The organism is Aureliella helgolandensis (genome assembly GCF_007752135.1).
Taxonomy (GTDB): Bacteria; Planctomycetota; Planctomycetia; order Pirellulales; family Pirellulaceae; genus Aureliella; species Aureliella helgolandensis.
In genome coordinates this window covers 3067402-3081797 of the sequence record NZ_CP036298.1, presented here as the reverse complement: position 1 = coordinate 3081797, position 14396 = coordinate 3067402, and the positions used below count along the sequence as shown (strand labels likewise).

The window sequence follows — 14396 nt, the reverse complement described above, 5'->3', positions numbered from 1 at the left end:
GAGTCCTTTGAGGTAAGTGCAGCCCTGACAACTTACCGTCCCTTTTCACCAATCGCTATCCTCTTGACACAGTTGGGGCGTCAGGGACCTCCCAACCCGGCAGAATTTCCTGCGAGCGTTCCAGCTATTCTACGGCTGAAGCGGGACTTGCATCTTGCTTTGCAAATAGGCAAAGAGATCGCGGATTTGCGTAGGGGATAATTGCGACAGCAGCCCTTCTGGCATCGTCGATGCATTCGATTTTTTGCGTTCGATCACATCTTCCGTGGGAATCGTGAAGACCTGCTCTTGGGTGGCTAGCGTCAAGCTGTTTTCCGACTGATTGGTTAGCAACCCCGTCAGCACGCGACCATCTTCGAGCATCAGCAGGGTTGCACGAAATTCAGTGGTGACCACGGCGCTGGGATCAATGATATTCTCAAGTAGAAAATCGAGGTTGCTACGCTGGGCTCCCGTCAAATCGGGACCAATCTGCCCCCCTGCCCCAAACAACTGATGGCAGGCAATGCATGACTTTTCAAACAAAGCCCGCCCAGCTTGCTTGTCTCCTTCGGCTAAAACCTTGTTGGTAAGCTGCTGCTTCAGCTGGGCTATCAACTGCTGTTTCTCGGCAGAACTCACCCGCACCTGCCCCCACACTTGCAGCAACTGTGCATCCAGTGCGGGGTCACCATGTCCGGCGATCTGCCGAGCTTGGAAGGGAGAGATTTCCGTGCGATCGACTGCACCATCAGCGACCGCTTCGAGCAGTGCATGACTCCAAGCTGGCCGTGACGATAAAATTGAGATCAGCCCAGATCGTTCCGAGGGATGAAAGCGACCATAGGCTTTCACCAACGCGTCCCCCACTTCGTCAGAGGTCTCCCGCGCCAACGCTTGAGCAGCAACCGAGTTTAAGAATCTCTCATTCAGTAGACCGAGGGTCAGTTCCACAATGCCCTCCGCCCGTGCATCGACGAGCGTTTGCAACGCTGTCTTTCGAAGAGCCAAGTCCGCCTTTCTATCCGCAACAATCGACTTCAACTCTCCGATGGTCCGGCCATCCCCAAACAGAATGTTCAGATTCTGAACCTGCGATCGAAGATCCGGACCAGCCTCACCTTGCAACTGCTTGCTGAGCAGTTGCCACGACTTGGGTGCCGTCACTTGGCGACGCCCAGCCACTCCTTGGCCAACTCCGGCCACGATATCAGCCTGAAAATGACTGTCCTTCTCCGCCGCCAACGCGATCAATTGCTCGAAGACCTGAGGTGCCGTCTCCGCTTGCTCAGCAATCCGTCGAGCGATCAACCGTCTGGTAGTGGGCCACTCGCATGCTCGGAGGACCTCAAGCAACGCCCCCAAATGCTCGTCCCCCAGCGGCATCAAACCGTACCACACCATCAATGGCAGGTTGTGATCCCCTGCATCCGCGACGTGCCGAACCAAGTTGCTGGCCAACGCGGCTCGTCGCTCCAGAGGCAGTCGCTGGAGAGTACTCGCCAACGCCAAACGCACTTCCGCGGCTGTTTCCCGACGAGCCATATCGGACAGCATTTCCAACATACTCTCCTCAATCTCAGCATCCTGGCGAGCTGGGCGTTCCCCCAAGCTAGTGTCCAGTGGCCACAAATCGGTGAGCAAGCGAATTGCCCATACTCGGATTGCAGGAGCATCATCTCCGAGCAATTGTCTCAACTCGCTGCCATCCATCGCGTCGAGAGTCTGCAGTCCCCACAACGCCCGTAGGCGAGCCTCAACAGAAGCGGAACCTGAATCGCGAAGCACCTGCCGTAGATATTCCGTAGCTGCAGGACTATCGCTGGCTTGAGTCTGGAGGTACGCCGTCCGCTCGCGTGCGCGCCTCGATTGCCAGGTGGAGCCTTCGACTTGTAAACGAGCAAGCTCCAGCAAGTCACTCGAACGCAGTGGCTCTAGCCGGGGTCCCAGAGCCTGGGCACCCTCCGGCGATTCATGCGAGATCTTGAAGATGCGACCACTAGTGCGATGGACACCGGTCGAATCGTGGCACTCTCCTGTATCGCTCCAATCAATCAGCAAGACGTTGCCATCGGGTAACGATTTGATATCCATACCACGAAACCATGGATCGTCTGAAAAAACCATATCCGCCGCGTGGACTCCCACATAGCCTGAACCTTGTGGCTGCAAATGCTCGCGATTCCATCGCCTGCCATGCATGTTGATCGTGAACAAGTCTCCTTGAAACTCCTGGGGCCACGTCTCCTCTTGATAGATCAACATACCAATATGCGCATGCCCTCCACCAAAATCATTGGCCGCTCCATCCCGCGACTGTGTCCAACTCTTGCCAGTGTCGAAATGCCAATGATCCGCATGCATATCGATCAATTCATAGCTATAGGGATTGGCATCCAAAGTGTGTGGTCGGACATAGTGAGCTCCGGGAATCATGTGCCACAGATGTCCATTCACCGTATTGATGAAAAACAGCTCTCCGAGCGCATTCCAATCGTGCCCCCATGGATTCGTCGTCCCCTGCGTTAGCGCCTCAACCAGATGCCGCTGCGGATGGTAACGCCAAATCCCGCCGCGAATGGGAATCCGATCGGCATCCAGGCAACCCGGGATTCCCAACTCTCCAGGACACGAGGCACCACACCTGCCGTAGAGCCAACCATCTGGTCCCCAGCTTAGGCCGTTCGCGAAATTGTGATAATTTTCCCGCGCCACGTGGAAACCATCCAAGACAACCTGTGGAACGCCATCAGGCAGCAAATCGTCATTTGCATCTGGAACAAACAGCAATTGAGGCGGACACATCAACCACACGCCCCCTCGCCCGACCACAATCCCGGTCAACATTTGAACGGAGTCGGTGAACACCACGCGTGAGTCTGCGACACCGTCTCCGTCAACATCTTCGTGAACAACCACGCGATCATTGAGGTTCAAGTCGAAACGTTGCGAGCGTTCTGCATAGGTGTAATTCTCGGCAACCCACACGCGCCCCCTGCCGTCGACACAGGTTGCGATCGGATTTTGCACTTGGGGCTCGGCGGCAAATAGAGAGGCCGTGAAACCGTCAGGCAAGCTCAGTGCTGCGAGTGCTGCCTCTGGCGAAATGGGCTCTTCCGTCGAGGGTTCGCTATTGTAGATTTCTGGAAACGGTACCTGAGCGACGGACTGCCCCGGGGCCAGCCAACCAACGAGGGCAAGTAAGTACACCACCACTGTCCGAATGCAATTTCTTGCCATGCTGGCTGGCTCTCTAAAATAAGAATTCATGTTCCTGAGTCTCGGCTAATGGGAAGTCGATGTTGCTCTCAATGGCGGAAGTTGCTGTGTCTATGGCCGTTGAGCGGTAATTGGGGAAGATTGAATCTGACCTTGCTAGGCAAGGAAGGAGAACGCGAACAAGTGCACAGACGGGGCAGTTCCACCGGGGGAGTTGGAATCCATGGATACCCGCTGTGTGCACAACTGCAAACGAGCCATCGCAGGCAGTTTTGCCTTGCCTCCGCACCTCCCATGCTCCCACAGATCGCAGAGCAGTGGGCTGTGGTGGGCGCAAGCTAACGCGACCGGTTTCTGAATGAGCCTGGGGCTAGTTTTAGGCTGTCAACGCTTGCCGGGACACCTCAACAGGCGGCCGCCGATCAATGATCAACGGCAAGCCCCAAACCACGCGTCCTGAGACGCCAATCACTCCTCGACCGCGATCTATTCTTCCCGCAACTGTTGAGCATACGCTGCGAAATTCGCGACTTCGGCCTCATCGACATTCGGAAATTTCAATTTAAGCCCCTCAAGCTTAGCAGCCACGATGTCTGCGATGGCTGCCCTAGAATACCATTTGTCATCGGCGGGAATAACATACCAGGGGGCCCATTTCGTGCTGGTGGCCTTAAGAGCATCTTCAAATGCTTGATGGTACTTCGGCCACAATTTGCGTTCCGCTAAATCTCCCGCGTTGAACTTCCAGTACTTTTCCGGGTTGTTCAACCGTTCAAGAAATCGCTCCCGTTGCTCTTCGAGCGATACGTGCAGAAAGAATTTGAGGATCAACGTGCCATTATCGGCGAGCGTCTTTTCGAAGGCGTTAATCTCTTGGTATCGCTGTCTCCAAAGCCGTTCGATCGACTTGGGATTCTCGGTATCCAGCCCAGGCAGACGCTGGGGCTCAAGAAACTTTGGATGGACGCGGACGACCACAACTTCTTCGTAATAGGAGCGGTTGAAGATACTAATCATTCCGCGAGCTGGCATGCAGCGCACCGGCCGACTTAGAAAATGGTGTTGCAACTCGGTTGCACTGGGGGCCTTGAAGGAATAGACCCGACAGCCCTGGGGATTTACCGCGCCCATGACATGTTCGATCGTGCTATCCTTGCCGGCTGCATCCATGCCCTGCAGGATAATCAGCAACGAATGCGAGTTGCTGGCGTAGAGCAATTCCTGGGCAGCCTTAAGCGCGGTGACGTCAACGGCCAGGGCCTCGCGTCCTTCGGTCTTGCTATCGAGTTCCTGTCCAGCTTGCGTGGGCCGCCTAGACAGGCTTAGCTTCTTCTCGTATTCGACGACGAACTTGTCACTGTCAAACCGATGCTTCTTTGCCATAAGGCCTCCCAAACTCGTACGCGAGACAGCCCATTTAGAACTTAGGACGGAAGATTTCACCAGCGATGAATGCAGCTCGCAGAGTTTCTGGCTGGCGTAGAATCTCAATCATTGGGCTTACCGAACGATTCCGACGCTGGACACTGTTATTCCCTTGAGTACTCCGCACCTCTCCAGGAGACGTCTCGTGCTTAACGCTAGAACGTGAGCTCCTCGTATTGGACTCAGGCTTCAGCGCATGAGCGTCTTTCTGCAGATGCATCACATCGTCTTGGTCGAACACGTCATGCAAGTGGGACGACATGCGTTCGTCAGCCTGATCGACGTCGGAGTCTGCCTTCTTACGCGTGTCCAGCTTGCTCAGCCGGTCAGGCCCAAGCTCTCGGGGATTGGACGACACCACCTTGGCTTCGACAATCTCAGCATCGACGATGTCGGGATCCAATCGCTGGCGTTCCTGTTGCCGTGTCGGCTGCGGCCTCGGACGCGGTGCTGGACGGCCAGGGTTCTGAGACTGCTCGATTTTTTCCGCAAGTCGCCGAGCTGCCTGCTCTAGAAACCGCTCAAGTTCACCAGCCATGCTTTTAAATCCCAATCAATAATGTGCAACCAGAGCGACTAGTTCACCGACTGAATGACAGGTTTATCCCGCTCGCCAACATCGGCAATGCTTGAGCGCATCTTGGTATCAGCATCCACATTCATCAGCCGGTAGTAGTCCATTACCGTCAACAGGCCATCGGCAAACGCAGCGGCCATTGCGTGAGGCACATCGGCTTCCGCCTCCACCAGCTTGGCACGGCTCTCTTCGATATTGGCCATCATCTCTTGCTCGGCCGCCACCGCTGCCGCTCGACGGCTTTCCGCCTTCGCACGTGCCACCCGCATGTCGGCTTCCGCTCGATCGGCTTGCAGCCGGGCACCGATGTTTTCTCCGACATCGATATCCGCGATATCGATCGAAACGATCTCAAACGCAGTCTGAGAATCCAATCGTTTGGCCAGCACCGACTTGGAGATCATGTCGGGATTTTCCAAAACCACTTTGTGGTCATCGGCTGATCCGATGGTACTCACAATACCTTCCCCAACGCGGGCCACGATGGTCTCTTCGCCAGCTCCGCCAATCAACTGTTCCAAGTTAGCCCGAACCGTGACACGAGCTTTGACTTTCAACTGAATACCATCCCGAGCAACCGCATCGAGGGACAAGCGTGCCGCTCCCTTGGGAGGGCAATCAATAACCTTCGGATAGACACTCGTCTGCACAGCCTCCAGGACGTCGCGTCCAGCCAAGTCGATGGCCGTCGCTTCCCGAAACCCCAGCGTGATGATTTTAGATTTGCGCGCGGCAATTAAAGCGCGGATAACCAGTGAGACATTTCCCCCGGCCAAATAGTGCGCTTCCAAGGCCTGGCTGGTAATTTCGTTCATCCCCAACCCGGCCTGGACGGCCATGATCTTACTACGGACGATCATCCGCGAGTCGACCCGGCGAAACCACATGCCAATCAAGTCGCGCAAGCCAATACCGGCCCCCGTGGTGAAGGACTGCGCCCACAACCAGAAGAAATTGGCCATGACGGCAAGCACCCCCATGATCACCACGATGATGGCCAGTGCGACCACGATTATGATCACCGATTGAGGGTCCGTATTTTGATTCTGAGCCAGCAGTATGGCAGTATCCATGAGTCAATAGCCTTATCCGGGAGACACCACGAGCCACGATGGTTTTGTGAATCGTAAGTGTAGCAGTTCGCCATCCGCCACGAAACAAGTCTAGACAAACTCAGCCAAGCTTCGATCGTAAAGTCGGAAGGTCTTATCGCATTTCAGGCCGCTCCGCTCCAGGGTTGCCCGCGATAAGTGATTCGATTCCAAAACCCAAGAGAATTCGCCATACTGAATTCCCATTTTGAGCGCGTCAGGTAGCATTCGCTCCAGGGCGAGCAAGCCAAAGCCCCATTTTTGATACTCCGGCAAAATGTTCGTGCTCATCAACCGGACGCGGTCAAGCTTGCGTTTGCTGGCCAGCAATCGCAGGAATCCAAAAGGAAATAATCTGCCGCCAATTTTCTGAATCACAGGATTAAAGTCGAGCAGGCCAAGCCCCGCTCCGATCGGTTTTCCATCCACTTCGATCACCGTCGTCAATTCAGGGACGAGAAGATGCTTCAGCCCCTTTGCCTGGTGCTCCACTTCCGCATCGGACAGAGGCACGAAGCCCCAGGTACCCACCAGGGATTTGTTGTAGATATCTAGAAACAGCCCCACCTCTTCTCGAAACTTCTTCAAGTTGAATGGGCGAACCACCACGTTAAACCGCCGCTTAATCTCCTTGATGACAAACGCCATTTTGGGATCCAAGTCGGCAATGATCGAAATATGGGCCGTATACGCAAAGAGGTCTTGAGTCTGCTCGAATCCGAAGTCAGTCCACAGTCGCTCATAGTAGGGAGGATTGTAGGTCATCATAAATGTTGGCTTTGAATCAAAGCCTTCCACCAACATGCCAACTTCGTAGTTCAAGCTTGGATTGGCCGGGCCACGGACATCCGTCATCCCTTCCGATGCCAAGTACTGACACGCTTCGGTGAGCAGGCGACGCGCTCCATCATGATCGTCAATGCATTCGAAGAATCCTAGAAATCCCCGTTTTTCTTCAAAACGCTGATTGTGCCCCACGTTAACCATGGCAGTAACCCGCCCCACCGCAGCCCCATTTTTGAGCAGCAGAAAGTTGGCTCCACGGTTTTGCTCGTAAAACGGATGCTTCGCGAAACCAACCAACTCCTTTTGGTTCTGCAGCAGTGGCGGAACCCAATGGGGATCGTTTTTGTAAATATCCCACAAAAGTCGCATAAATTGCTTCTGGTCAGACCGGTTGCCGCCCACGCGGCGCACTTCGTATGTATTGGACATCCGTGGATTCACGTAAGTAAAGAGGATTGCAATCTAGGAGAGTGCTGGAAGTTTCGAAAGGTGTTGGATGGACGTCAATGGCAACTGACAATTGTTTCACCACACCGGTGTGGTTGATTCGCATCCAAGTAGGCGAACTAGGGGGAATCGTCTGGGACGATCTGCTCAATGGTCTGGCCCAGATTCTGCGTCTGCGAAGCGGGCCAAGAAAGGGTGAACTCGGTCCCCCGCCCTGCCTGACTGGAAATCGAGATATCTCCACCATGTTCGCGCAAGACCTTGCGGCTGACCGGCAACCCCAGGCCGGTACCACGAGCCCCTTTGTTGGATTCGAAGGGTGCGAAAATACGGCGTTGATCCTCTGGGCTAATCCCGGGCCCCGTATCGCGCACGATGACTTGCACCAAATTGCTTTTGGCTTGCAAATGGACGGAGATGTCGACGCGATATTGGCTTGCCTCCCGCTCCCCAGTGGCTTGGGGTTCCTCCCCGGAAATGCCATCCGGCATCGTTTGCTCCTCCTCTTCGGACTTTGCCAGCTCAGCGACTGCGTCAATTGCATTCGTTACGACGTTGAGCACAGCCCGATGGAGCGCTTCGCTGTCGAATTCAACCCGGATCGCATCGGCAGGCCTGTGCCACAGCAATTGCACACCATTTTCCCTCGCCCGCGTCTCCATCAACTCGCAAACGTCGCTGAGCAGGTCGCGCAAGTCACCGAGCTCCAGCTCTGGTTCGCGTTCCTTGCTGAAACTGAGCATATCCATGACCAGGTTGTGGATTCGCTCTTGATTGCGTTCAACGATTCCCCACCCCTTCTGCACAACTTCCAAATTTCCTTTCTTGAGTCCATCGTCCACCAAATAGGCTCCGCCACGCACGCCTTGCAAAATATTCTTGACGTGGTGCGAGAGGTTTGCGATCGTTTGCCCCATCGCCGCCAGCTTTTCCGACTGCAGGGCGGCACGATAGAACTGAGTATCCTCAATGGCCAAAGCAGCTTGGCTTGCAATCGCCATCATGAGTTTGAGATGCTGGGTATTGAAGGTATTCTCTCCCTGGCGTTCCGCGAACACCCCGGCGGACATCGTCGTGTCCACGTAGATCGCCCCCACAACGCCATAGCGACCAAGCATGGGGACGCAGATCGCTTCATGCACGCCTAGCGTGGCAATGCTTTCGACATTCTCCCACCGCGTATCGTCCTGAGCATTGCTCGTCAGCACCCCCTCTTTCGTTTGCAGAATATGATCAAGGATCGTGCGACTAATGCGAATGCGTTGCGTCCGAGTCTTGCGTCGTTCGCTACCGGGCAACGCCTCGGTGGATGTACCAGCAGCGTTCGCTTGCTTGCGGTCACGATTGCAGACTGGCGTCAGCTCGCTGGTGACATCGTCGAGCATCACAATGCACCCACGATCACAGGCGATCCACTGGAAGATCAACTCCAGAACCTGATCCAGCAAGTCGTGAAGGTCGAGGGTTCGGCTAACGGCCTGCCCCACCTGGAAGACGATCTCCCATTCATCCCTGCCGTCAAGCGATGAATCCTCGTCGACGGGGGAAGTGGGCTGGGAGTCGTCGGACGCGTCGCCAGAAAGTTCCGCTGGACGCATGCGGCTCGCGGACTCACGGGCAATGAGCGAATCGCCAATCACCGCGAACTGGCTTTCGAGGCTTTGCCGGATATTGGAGAGTTCGTGCTCCTTGCTGTCCGCAATAATCTCCACGGAGCTGCTGGCCACACTTCGGCTACCGGCTTCAGCGTCACCTCCGCTAACTTTATGCGGCTCGGGGCCACTGGTGTAGATCATCAGCGTCCGCCCGACCTGCACGCGGTCTCCACTGCGCAACAACTGCCGCTTCACGCGCCGACTGTTAACGAACGTCCCATTGCTGCTGTTGTTGTCGACGATCTCATGCTCTCCATCGGCAGCCCGCATGATGAGCGCATGCTGCCTGGAGACTTCGGTATCGTTTAAATGGATCTGCACATTGGCGCCGCGGCCAATCTTGGCAACCACCCCACTGACCAGGAAGTGCTGGGCATTGTCGTTACCGCGAATCACATAGAACGATGCCATCGGCAAAATCCATTCTCAATACGTTCAGCAATCTAAATCTCGCCCAAGGCGTCCATCGAATTTTTGAGCGAACCGTAGAGACTTTGATAAATGGGAAAGAGCTTGTCGTACGTCCGCACGTGGGGCTTCTTGGGAGCCGTCTTCTGGACGACCTCGATGGTCGCCTTGCACGCCTCTTCAATGTCTTTAAACTGCCCGGCGCCCACAGCTGCCAGCAGAGCGACGCCATAGGCGGCCCCCTGCTCGGCATTGATCGTGCAGGCAGCTTGATTCATCACGTCGGCAAAAATCTGCCGCCACAGTGGACTCTTGGCGCCTCCACCACTGACGCGCATTTCCCGCACGGGAACATCGAGCGATTTAAAAATCTCTAGACTCTCTCGCAAGCTCATGGCCACTCCCTCCATGACGGCACGAGCCATGTGGCCTCGGCCATGATTGGCAGTCAGGCCGACAAAACTAGCCCGCGCATTGGGATCGACATGGGGGGAACGCTCCCCAGACAGATAGGGGGTGAACAGCAATCCACCGGCCCCTGCAGCAACTTCCAATGCCTCGGCATTAAGCGTTAGCAACGGGTCGGCGCCGCGTCGCTTCGCCAACTCGGGGCACACATTATCCACGAACCATTGCATCGATCCGGCCGCCGACAGGGTGACACCCATCATGTGCCACTTGCCGCGTACGGCATGACAAAAAGTGTGCAACCGCCCCATTTTATCGTACTGCGGTTCATCGCTATGGATGAACATGACCCCCGATGTCCCCAACGAAGCAGTCAGGATTCCGCTGCGAACAATGCCATTGCCGACCGCACCGGCGGCGCAATCCCCCGCTCCGCCCACAACCACACAATCGGTGGTGAGACCTAGTTTTTCGGCAATTTCGGGCCGCAGGTTCCCGGTGACATCCTCCGACTCGTAAACGGTCGCCAACAACTCGGGGTCGATCTGCAGTTTCCCCAGCAATTCACTCGACCACTTGCGATTGCGCACATCAAGCAGCAGCATGCCGCTGGCGTCGCTGACCTCCGTGGCCAGTTCTCCGGTCAGTCGCCGGCGGATTTCATCCTTGGGGAGGAGAACGTGTGCCAGTCGATCAAACTTCTTCGGCTCTTTGTTCCTGAGCCAAAGAATCTTGGGGGCGGTAAAACCGGTCATGGCTGGATTGGCCACCATGCGAATGAGCTCGTCGCGACCTCCTGCCAATTCGGTGATTTCTTCACACTCCGCCACTGTCCGCTGGTCGTTCCAGAGCAGAGCGGGGCGTAGGACTTTCCCTCTCTTGTCCAGAAATACCGAACCGTGCATTTGCCCAGAAAGCCCAATGGCTTTGACATCTCCAGCCTTGACCTTTGACTTCTTGACGACCGCCCGGATGGTTTTAACCGTGGCGTTCCACCAGTCCTCAGGATCCTGCTCAGTCCAACGCGGTTTGGGAGTCAAAACGTCGTAAGTCGCAGAAGATTCCGCTAAAATATTTCCATCTGAATCAATCAGCAAACTCTTCGTTCCAGAGGTTCCAATATCAACCCCAATCGTATAGCCCACGTTGTTGTACTCCCAAGAATGAATTGCCCCAATCGACGGCTCCGCCCCGCCTTGTCAGACCATGCAAGCGGTAGACACTATACTAGTAACTCGCGTTGTTTCCTACAGGCAGAGGCACGGCAAGCAGCCGTCCCTTCCAATTTGACTACGAATCAAAAGTCCGCATTCCATGCCGCGCCGTATTTCAATCTCCCTACTGCTCCTACTCGCTGCGACCCTCGGAATCTCCGCCGGATGCCAACCGGAGCAGCCGACAGAAGCCCCCGCGACGGTCAAGACTCCACCCTCCGCTTCCTCCGTACCGCTGAGGATTTGGATCGCCGCACAAGCCGTGGATACCGAGCTGGTCAAACGCAAGTGGTTGGCCAATTCGGAACAACCGATTGATATTCGCGTGCTTTCCTGGTCAGAGCTGCTAGAGCTAGAGAGCTGTGCTTGCGACGTACTCTTGTACCCAGCTCGGCTCCTGGGAGAACTGGAACATCGCAAGTGGATCGCCAAACTCCCGTCCAGTGCGCAGCAGAAACAGGAAGGCACTCTGGATTCCGCAGAAGCCCCCGCCGCGCTGCCAGCAGCTAAGCGAGCCCAGGCAGAATACGGCGGCACTCCCTTTGCCGTCCCCTTGGGATGCTCTCTCCCAGTTGCCGTGCTGAGCCCCATCCTGCAAACACGTCTCGACGATCAACTCGAAAGCTCTTCCCAACTGCCTTGGTCTGAGCTGCTGAGTGAGTTGCCCGAAACACCAAGAAATGAAGCCGCGTTCCAAGAGCAACTTGCTGCCGCCGACAAGGAGGCGGTCGTCGATCGTTTTCTAGCCATCGCCGCATCACGCTCAACCCGCAATACGCGATATGGCGTCCTCTTTGACCTGAGATCGATGCAAGCCCTGCTTGAGGAGCCTGAGTTTGTCGATGCTGCGGAAATCCTCAAGCGTTTGGCTGCCCAAACCGAAGACGGTGCTACCGTTCTAACCTCGCACAGCCACGCGTGGCGGCTGGCCACCGAGTCGACCTCGCCCTTGGTCGCACTTGCCAGCAACACGCTGCTCGATGCTGCCACGGCGACGATCAAGTCTGGCGCGGCGATTGCCCAGCTAACCCATGAATCGCAATCCAAATTGTGGAACACCGGCGGAGGGTTGAATGCATCGATTGCCTACGATTGCCGCCAGTCAGCTCAGTCGGTCCAATTCCTCCAATGGCTGGGTACTAGCGGAACTCGCGATTTTCTGGCCACCAATATCGTGGGAGTAGACCCCGCATCACCGGTGGCTGGAGTCGATTCCGTCAGCTGGAAAGCCTTTCGCGCCACGACTCAGGCGCAGGCAGCTGATACGCTCCCTCTTGAGCCTCGCATTCCCAGCACCCCACAATATCGCGATACGCTGGCCACCGAGCTTCTGCACGCAATTGCTGGTACCAAGACACCGCAATTAGCCTTGGGGGACGCAGCGCGTCGCTGGAATGAAATCACGCGCGAGACCAGCGGGCAGCAACGGCAATACGAGCGCAGCCTAGGCCTCACATTTTAGCCGCAAGCATCCCCGCAAGCATCCCCTGCCCGGCGATACCCTTCGATGGGCAGAACCCATCGATGCTACCATGAACTCCAGTGCCCCGGCCCGACGCCCAGCCGCCGAGAGCGATGCCATCCAAGCACTTCGGCTGCTGGCGGTGAGCATCGCCGACAGCCGATCAATCTTATGCCCTTTCCTAACGTGAACCCGTTCGAACCCAGCGTCCCTTCAGCCACTCTCACTGACAACCCGAGTGGGTTGAAAAGATGGCCGGTGATTGTGGCCATACTGACGTGCGGCTACTTCCTCACCAGCGCATTGACGCTTCCATTTGCGGATGATGTTTGGTTTGGAGAGGTACCGCTGCTTGCCTTCATCCAGATGCCGAAAGGGTTCGTCAAATCTATCGTGCAAAGCGCGCTGATGTCGTTGGTGTCAGCAAGCGGTTTGTCGAGTGGATCGCATTCGCCGGACTATATCGCGACGCACTTTTGGGCCATGGGCGTCATGACGACCGTGCCGGCATTGACCTTGGCCGGCAGCCTGACACTGCTGCAGCGGGTACCGCGGCGTCGCTGGCTGGTCGGAGCTGTCTTGCTCTCCGCTTCGCTGGATACCATCGTCACGTTTTGGTTTGAACAAAGCTCTCGACTTTCACTCTACAATTCCTCGTACTTCTGACATCCCGCTAGCTCAACGTACCGGCATGTACCGACGACATCCCCCGACACCCACTGAGCGATTTGTCGACCTACCTACTTCAACGAAAACACCAAGGCAGTTGACCACTGGCTGGCAACTGGTGAGACTGAAAACATCGATATCCTGCGGAAACTGCAGGCGGAACGTGGTTGGCTCATGTCCGGCAACGACCGACGAGCCGCTTGACCACAATTTCCGTGGGGCGAGGGAACTTACACAACCTCTCGATGCAACTCCCCCCTGAGAAATCCGCACTTCATACCATCCCCTCACTCCTGAAATGCAAACGATGACGACTCTTGTCTTGGGAGCCAGCGGTGCGACCGGCATCCTGTTAGTCGAACAATTGCTGCAACGCGATCTTCATGTCAGGGCAATCGTGCGATCCTCCGCCAAGCTTCCTCAGACGCTCATGGAGCACCCGCGTCTTTCTCTAATCGAGACGAGCATCGCAGATGCTACTGACGCTGAGATGACTCGATTTGTCGACGGCTGCGATGCTGTAGCATCGTGCCTCGGGCATAACTTGACGCTCAAGGGAATCTTTGGAAGACCGCGCAGACTGGTCACCGAAGCTACGCAACGCGTGTGCCTGGCAGCTCAGGCAAACGCATCGTCCACACCGACCAAGTTCGTCCTAATGAATACTGCAGGCAACTCCAACCGTGACCTTAATGAGCCCATCTCCTGGGCTCAACGGTGCATCATGGTGTTGCTGCGAAACATGGTACCGCCACATCGTGACAATGAAATGGCGGCGGACCATCTCCGTACTGCCATCGGTCCTACCAGCCCGTCGATCGAATGGGTAGTCGTCCGCCCTGACACTCTCACCAACGCACCCACGGTCACTCAATACACTCTGCACCCGTCGCCGACACGAAGTGCTATATTTAACGCTGGCGAAAGTAGCCGAATCAACGTTGCTCACTTCATGGCTGAAATGATTGCAGACGCAGACACGTGGAATCGATGGAAAGGGCAAATGCCGGTCCTGTACAACGTGGCCTGACCCTATAATCCGATTTCCCCCATGCG

General features: G+C 56.0%; 10 protein-coding genes. 3 read left to right on the top strand and 7 right to left on the bottom strand.

All coding sequences use genetic code 11. The features are described 5' to 3' along the window. Window positions 1-129: 129 nt before the first annotated feature. From Q31a_RS11050 to xylB, 7 genes are all read right to left on the bottom strand, one after another. The gene (locus Q31a_RS11050) at window positions 130-3219 is read right to left on the bottom strand and encodes a PVC-type heme-binding CxxCH protein (RefSeq protein ID WP_197356657.1); all 3090 of its coding nucleotides are present in this window, start codon (window positions 3217-3219) and stop codon (window positions 130-132) included. 465 nt (window positions 3220-3684) lie between these two features. Beyond that, window positions 3685-4581, bottom strand: coding sequence for a PPK2 family polyphosphate kinase (locus tag Q31a_RS11045; protein WP_145077523.1), 897 nt, complete (start codon window positions 4579-4581; stop codon window positions 3685-3687). A gap of 34 nt (window positions 4582-4615) precedes the next feature. Continuing rightward, window positions 4616-5161, bottom strand: coding sequence for a hypothetical protein (locus tag Q31a_RS11040; RefSeq protein WP_145077521.1), 546 nt, complete (start codon window positions 5159-5161; stop codon window positions 4616-4618). 38 nt (window positions 5162-5199) lie between these two features. Further along, on the bottom strand, window positions 5200-6273 hold the full coding sequence (gene floA / locus Q31a_RS11035) for a flotillin-like protein FloA (RefSeq protein WP_145077519.1): 1074 nt from the start codon (window positions 6271-6273) through the stop codon (window positions 5200-5202). A 90-nt stretch (window positions 6274-6363) separates the two neighbouring features. Next, window positions 6364-7506 carry an N-acetyltransferase gene (locus Q31a_RS11030; protein WP_145077517.1) on the bottom strand — a complete coding sequence of 381 codons (1143 nt, stop codon included), beginning with the start codon at window positions 7504-7506 and terminating at the stop codon, window positions 6364-6366. Between the two features lie 137 nt (window positions 7507-7643). Beyond that, window positions 7644-9590: an ATP-binding protein gene (locus tag Q31a_RS11025; RefSeq protein WP_145077515.1), complete on the bottom strand. Its 1947-nt coding sequence runs from the start codon at window positions 9588-9590 to the stop codon at window positions 7644-7646. A 32-nt stretch (window positions 9591-9622) separates the two neighbouring features. Next, entirely contained in the window at window positions 9623-11140 is a 1518-nt protein-coding gene (gene xylB / locus Q31a_RS11020) for a xylulokinase (protein WP_145077513.1), read from the bottom strand. A 169-nt stretch (window positions 11141-11309) separates the two neighbouring features. On the opposite strand from xylB, the gene Q31a_RS11015 reads away from it, so the two are divergent. From Q31a_RS11015 to Q31a_RS11005, 3 genes are all read left to right on the top strand, one after another. Beyond that, window positions 11310-12671 (top strand): hypothetical protein, encoded by a 1362-nt coding sequence (locus Q31a_RS11015; protein WP_145077511.1) that lies wholly within the window; start codon window positions 11310-11312, stop codon window positions 12669-12671. A gap of 171 nt (window positions 12672-12842) precedes the next feature. Continuing rightward, complete coding sequence (locus Q31a_RS11010) at window positions 12843-13337, top strand: hypothetical protein (RefSeq protein ID WP_231691148.1); 495 nt, start codon at window positions 12843-12845, stop codon at window positions 13335-13337. Between the two features lie 310 nt (window positions 13338-13647). Beyond that, window positions 13648-14370, top strand: a complete 723-nt coding sequence (locus Q31a_RS11005) for an NAD(P)-dependent oxidoreductase (RefSeq protein WP_145077507.1) — start codon at window positions 13648-13650, stop codon at window positions 14368-14370. Window positions 14371-14396: the final 26 nt, after the last annotated feature.

What these genes read in the sequence shown, in the direction of transcription:
- Q31a_RS11050 (WP_197356657.1), bottom strand. Translation starts at nt 3,219, where the DNA reads ATGGCAAGAAATTGCATTCGGACAGTGGTGGTGTACTTACTTGCCCTC.
- Q31a_RS11045 (WP_145077523.1), bottom strand. Translation starts at nt 4,581, where the DNA reads ATGGCAAAGAAGCATCGGTTTGACAGTGACAAGTTCGTCGTCGAATAC.
- Q31a_RS11040 (WP_145077521.1), bottom strand. Translation starts at nt 5,161, where the DNA reads ATGGCTGGTGAACTTGAGCGGTTTCTAGAGCAGGCAGCTCGGCGACTT.
- floA (WP_145077519.1), bottom strand. Translation starts at nt 6,273, where the DNA reads ATGGATACTGCCATACTGCTGGCTCAGAATCAAAATACGGACCCTCAA.
- Q31a_RS11030 (WP_145077517.1), bottom strand. Translation starts at nt 7,506, where the DNA reads ATGTCCAATACATACGAAGTGCGCCGCGTGGGCGGCAACCGGTCTGAC.
- Q31a_RS11025 (WP_145077515.1), bottom strand. Translation starts at nt 9,590, where the DNA reads ATGGCATCGTTCTATGTGATTCGCGGTAACGACAATGCCCAGCACTTC.
- Q31a_RS11015 (WP_145077511.1), top strand. Translation starts at nt 11,310, where the DNA reads ATGCCGCGCCGTATTTCAATCTCCCTACTGCTCCTACTCGCTGCGACC.
- Q31a_RS11010 (WP_231691148.1), top strand. Translation starts at nt 12,843, where the DNA reads ATGCCCTTTCCTAACGTGAACCCGTTCGAACCCAGCGTCCCTTCAGCC.
- Q31a_RS11005 (WP_145077507.1), top strand. Translation starts at nt 13,648, where the DNA reads ATGACGACTCTTGTCTTGGGAGCCAGCGGTGCGACCGGCATCCTGTTA.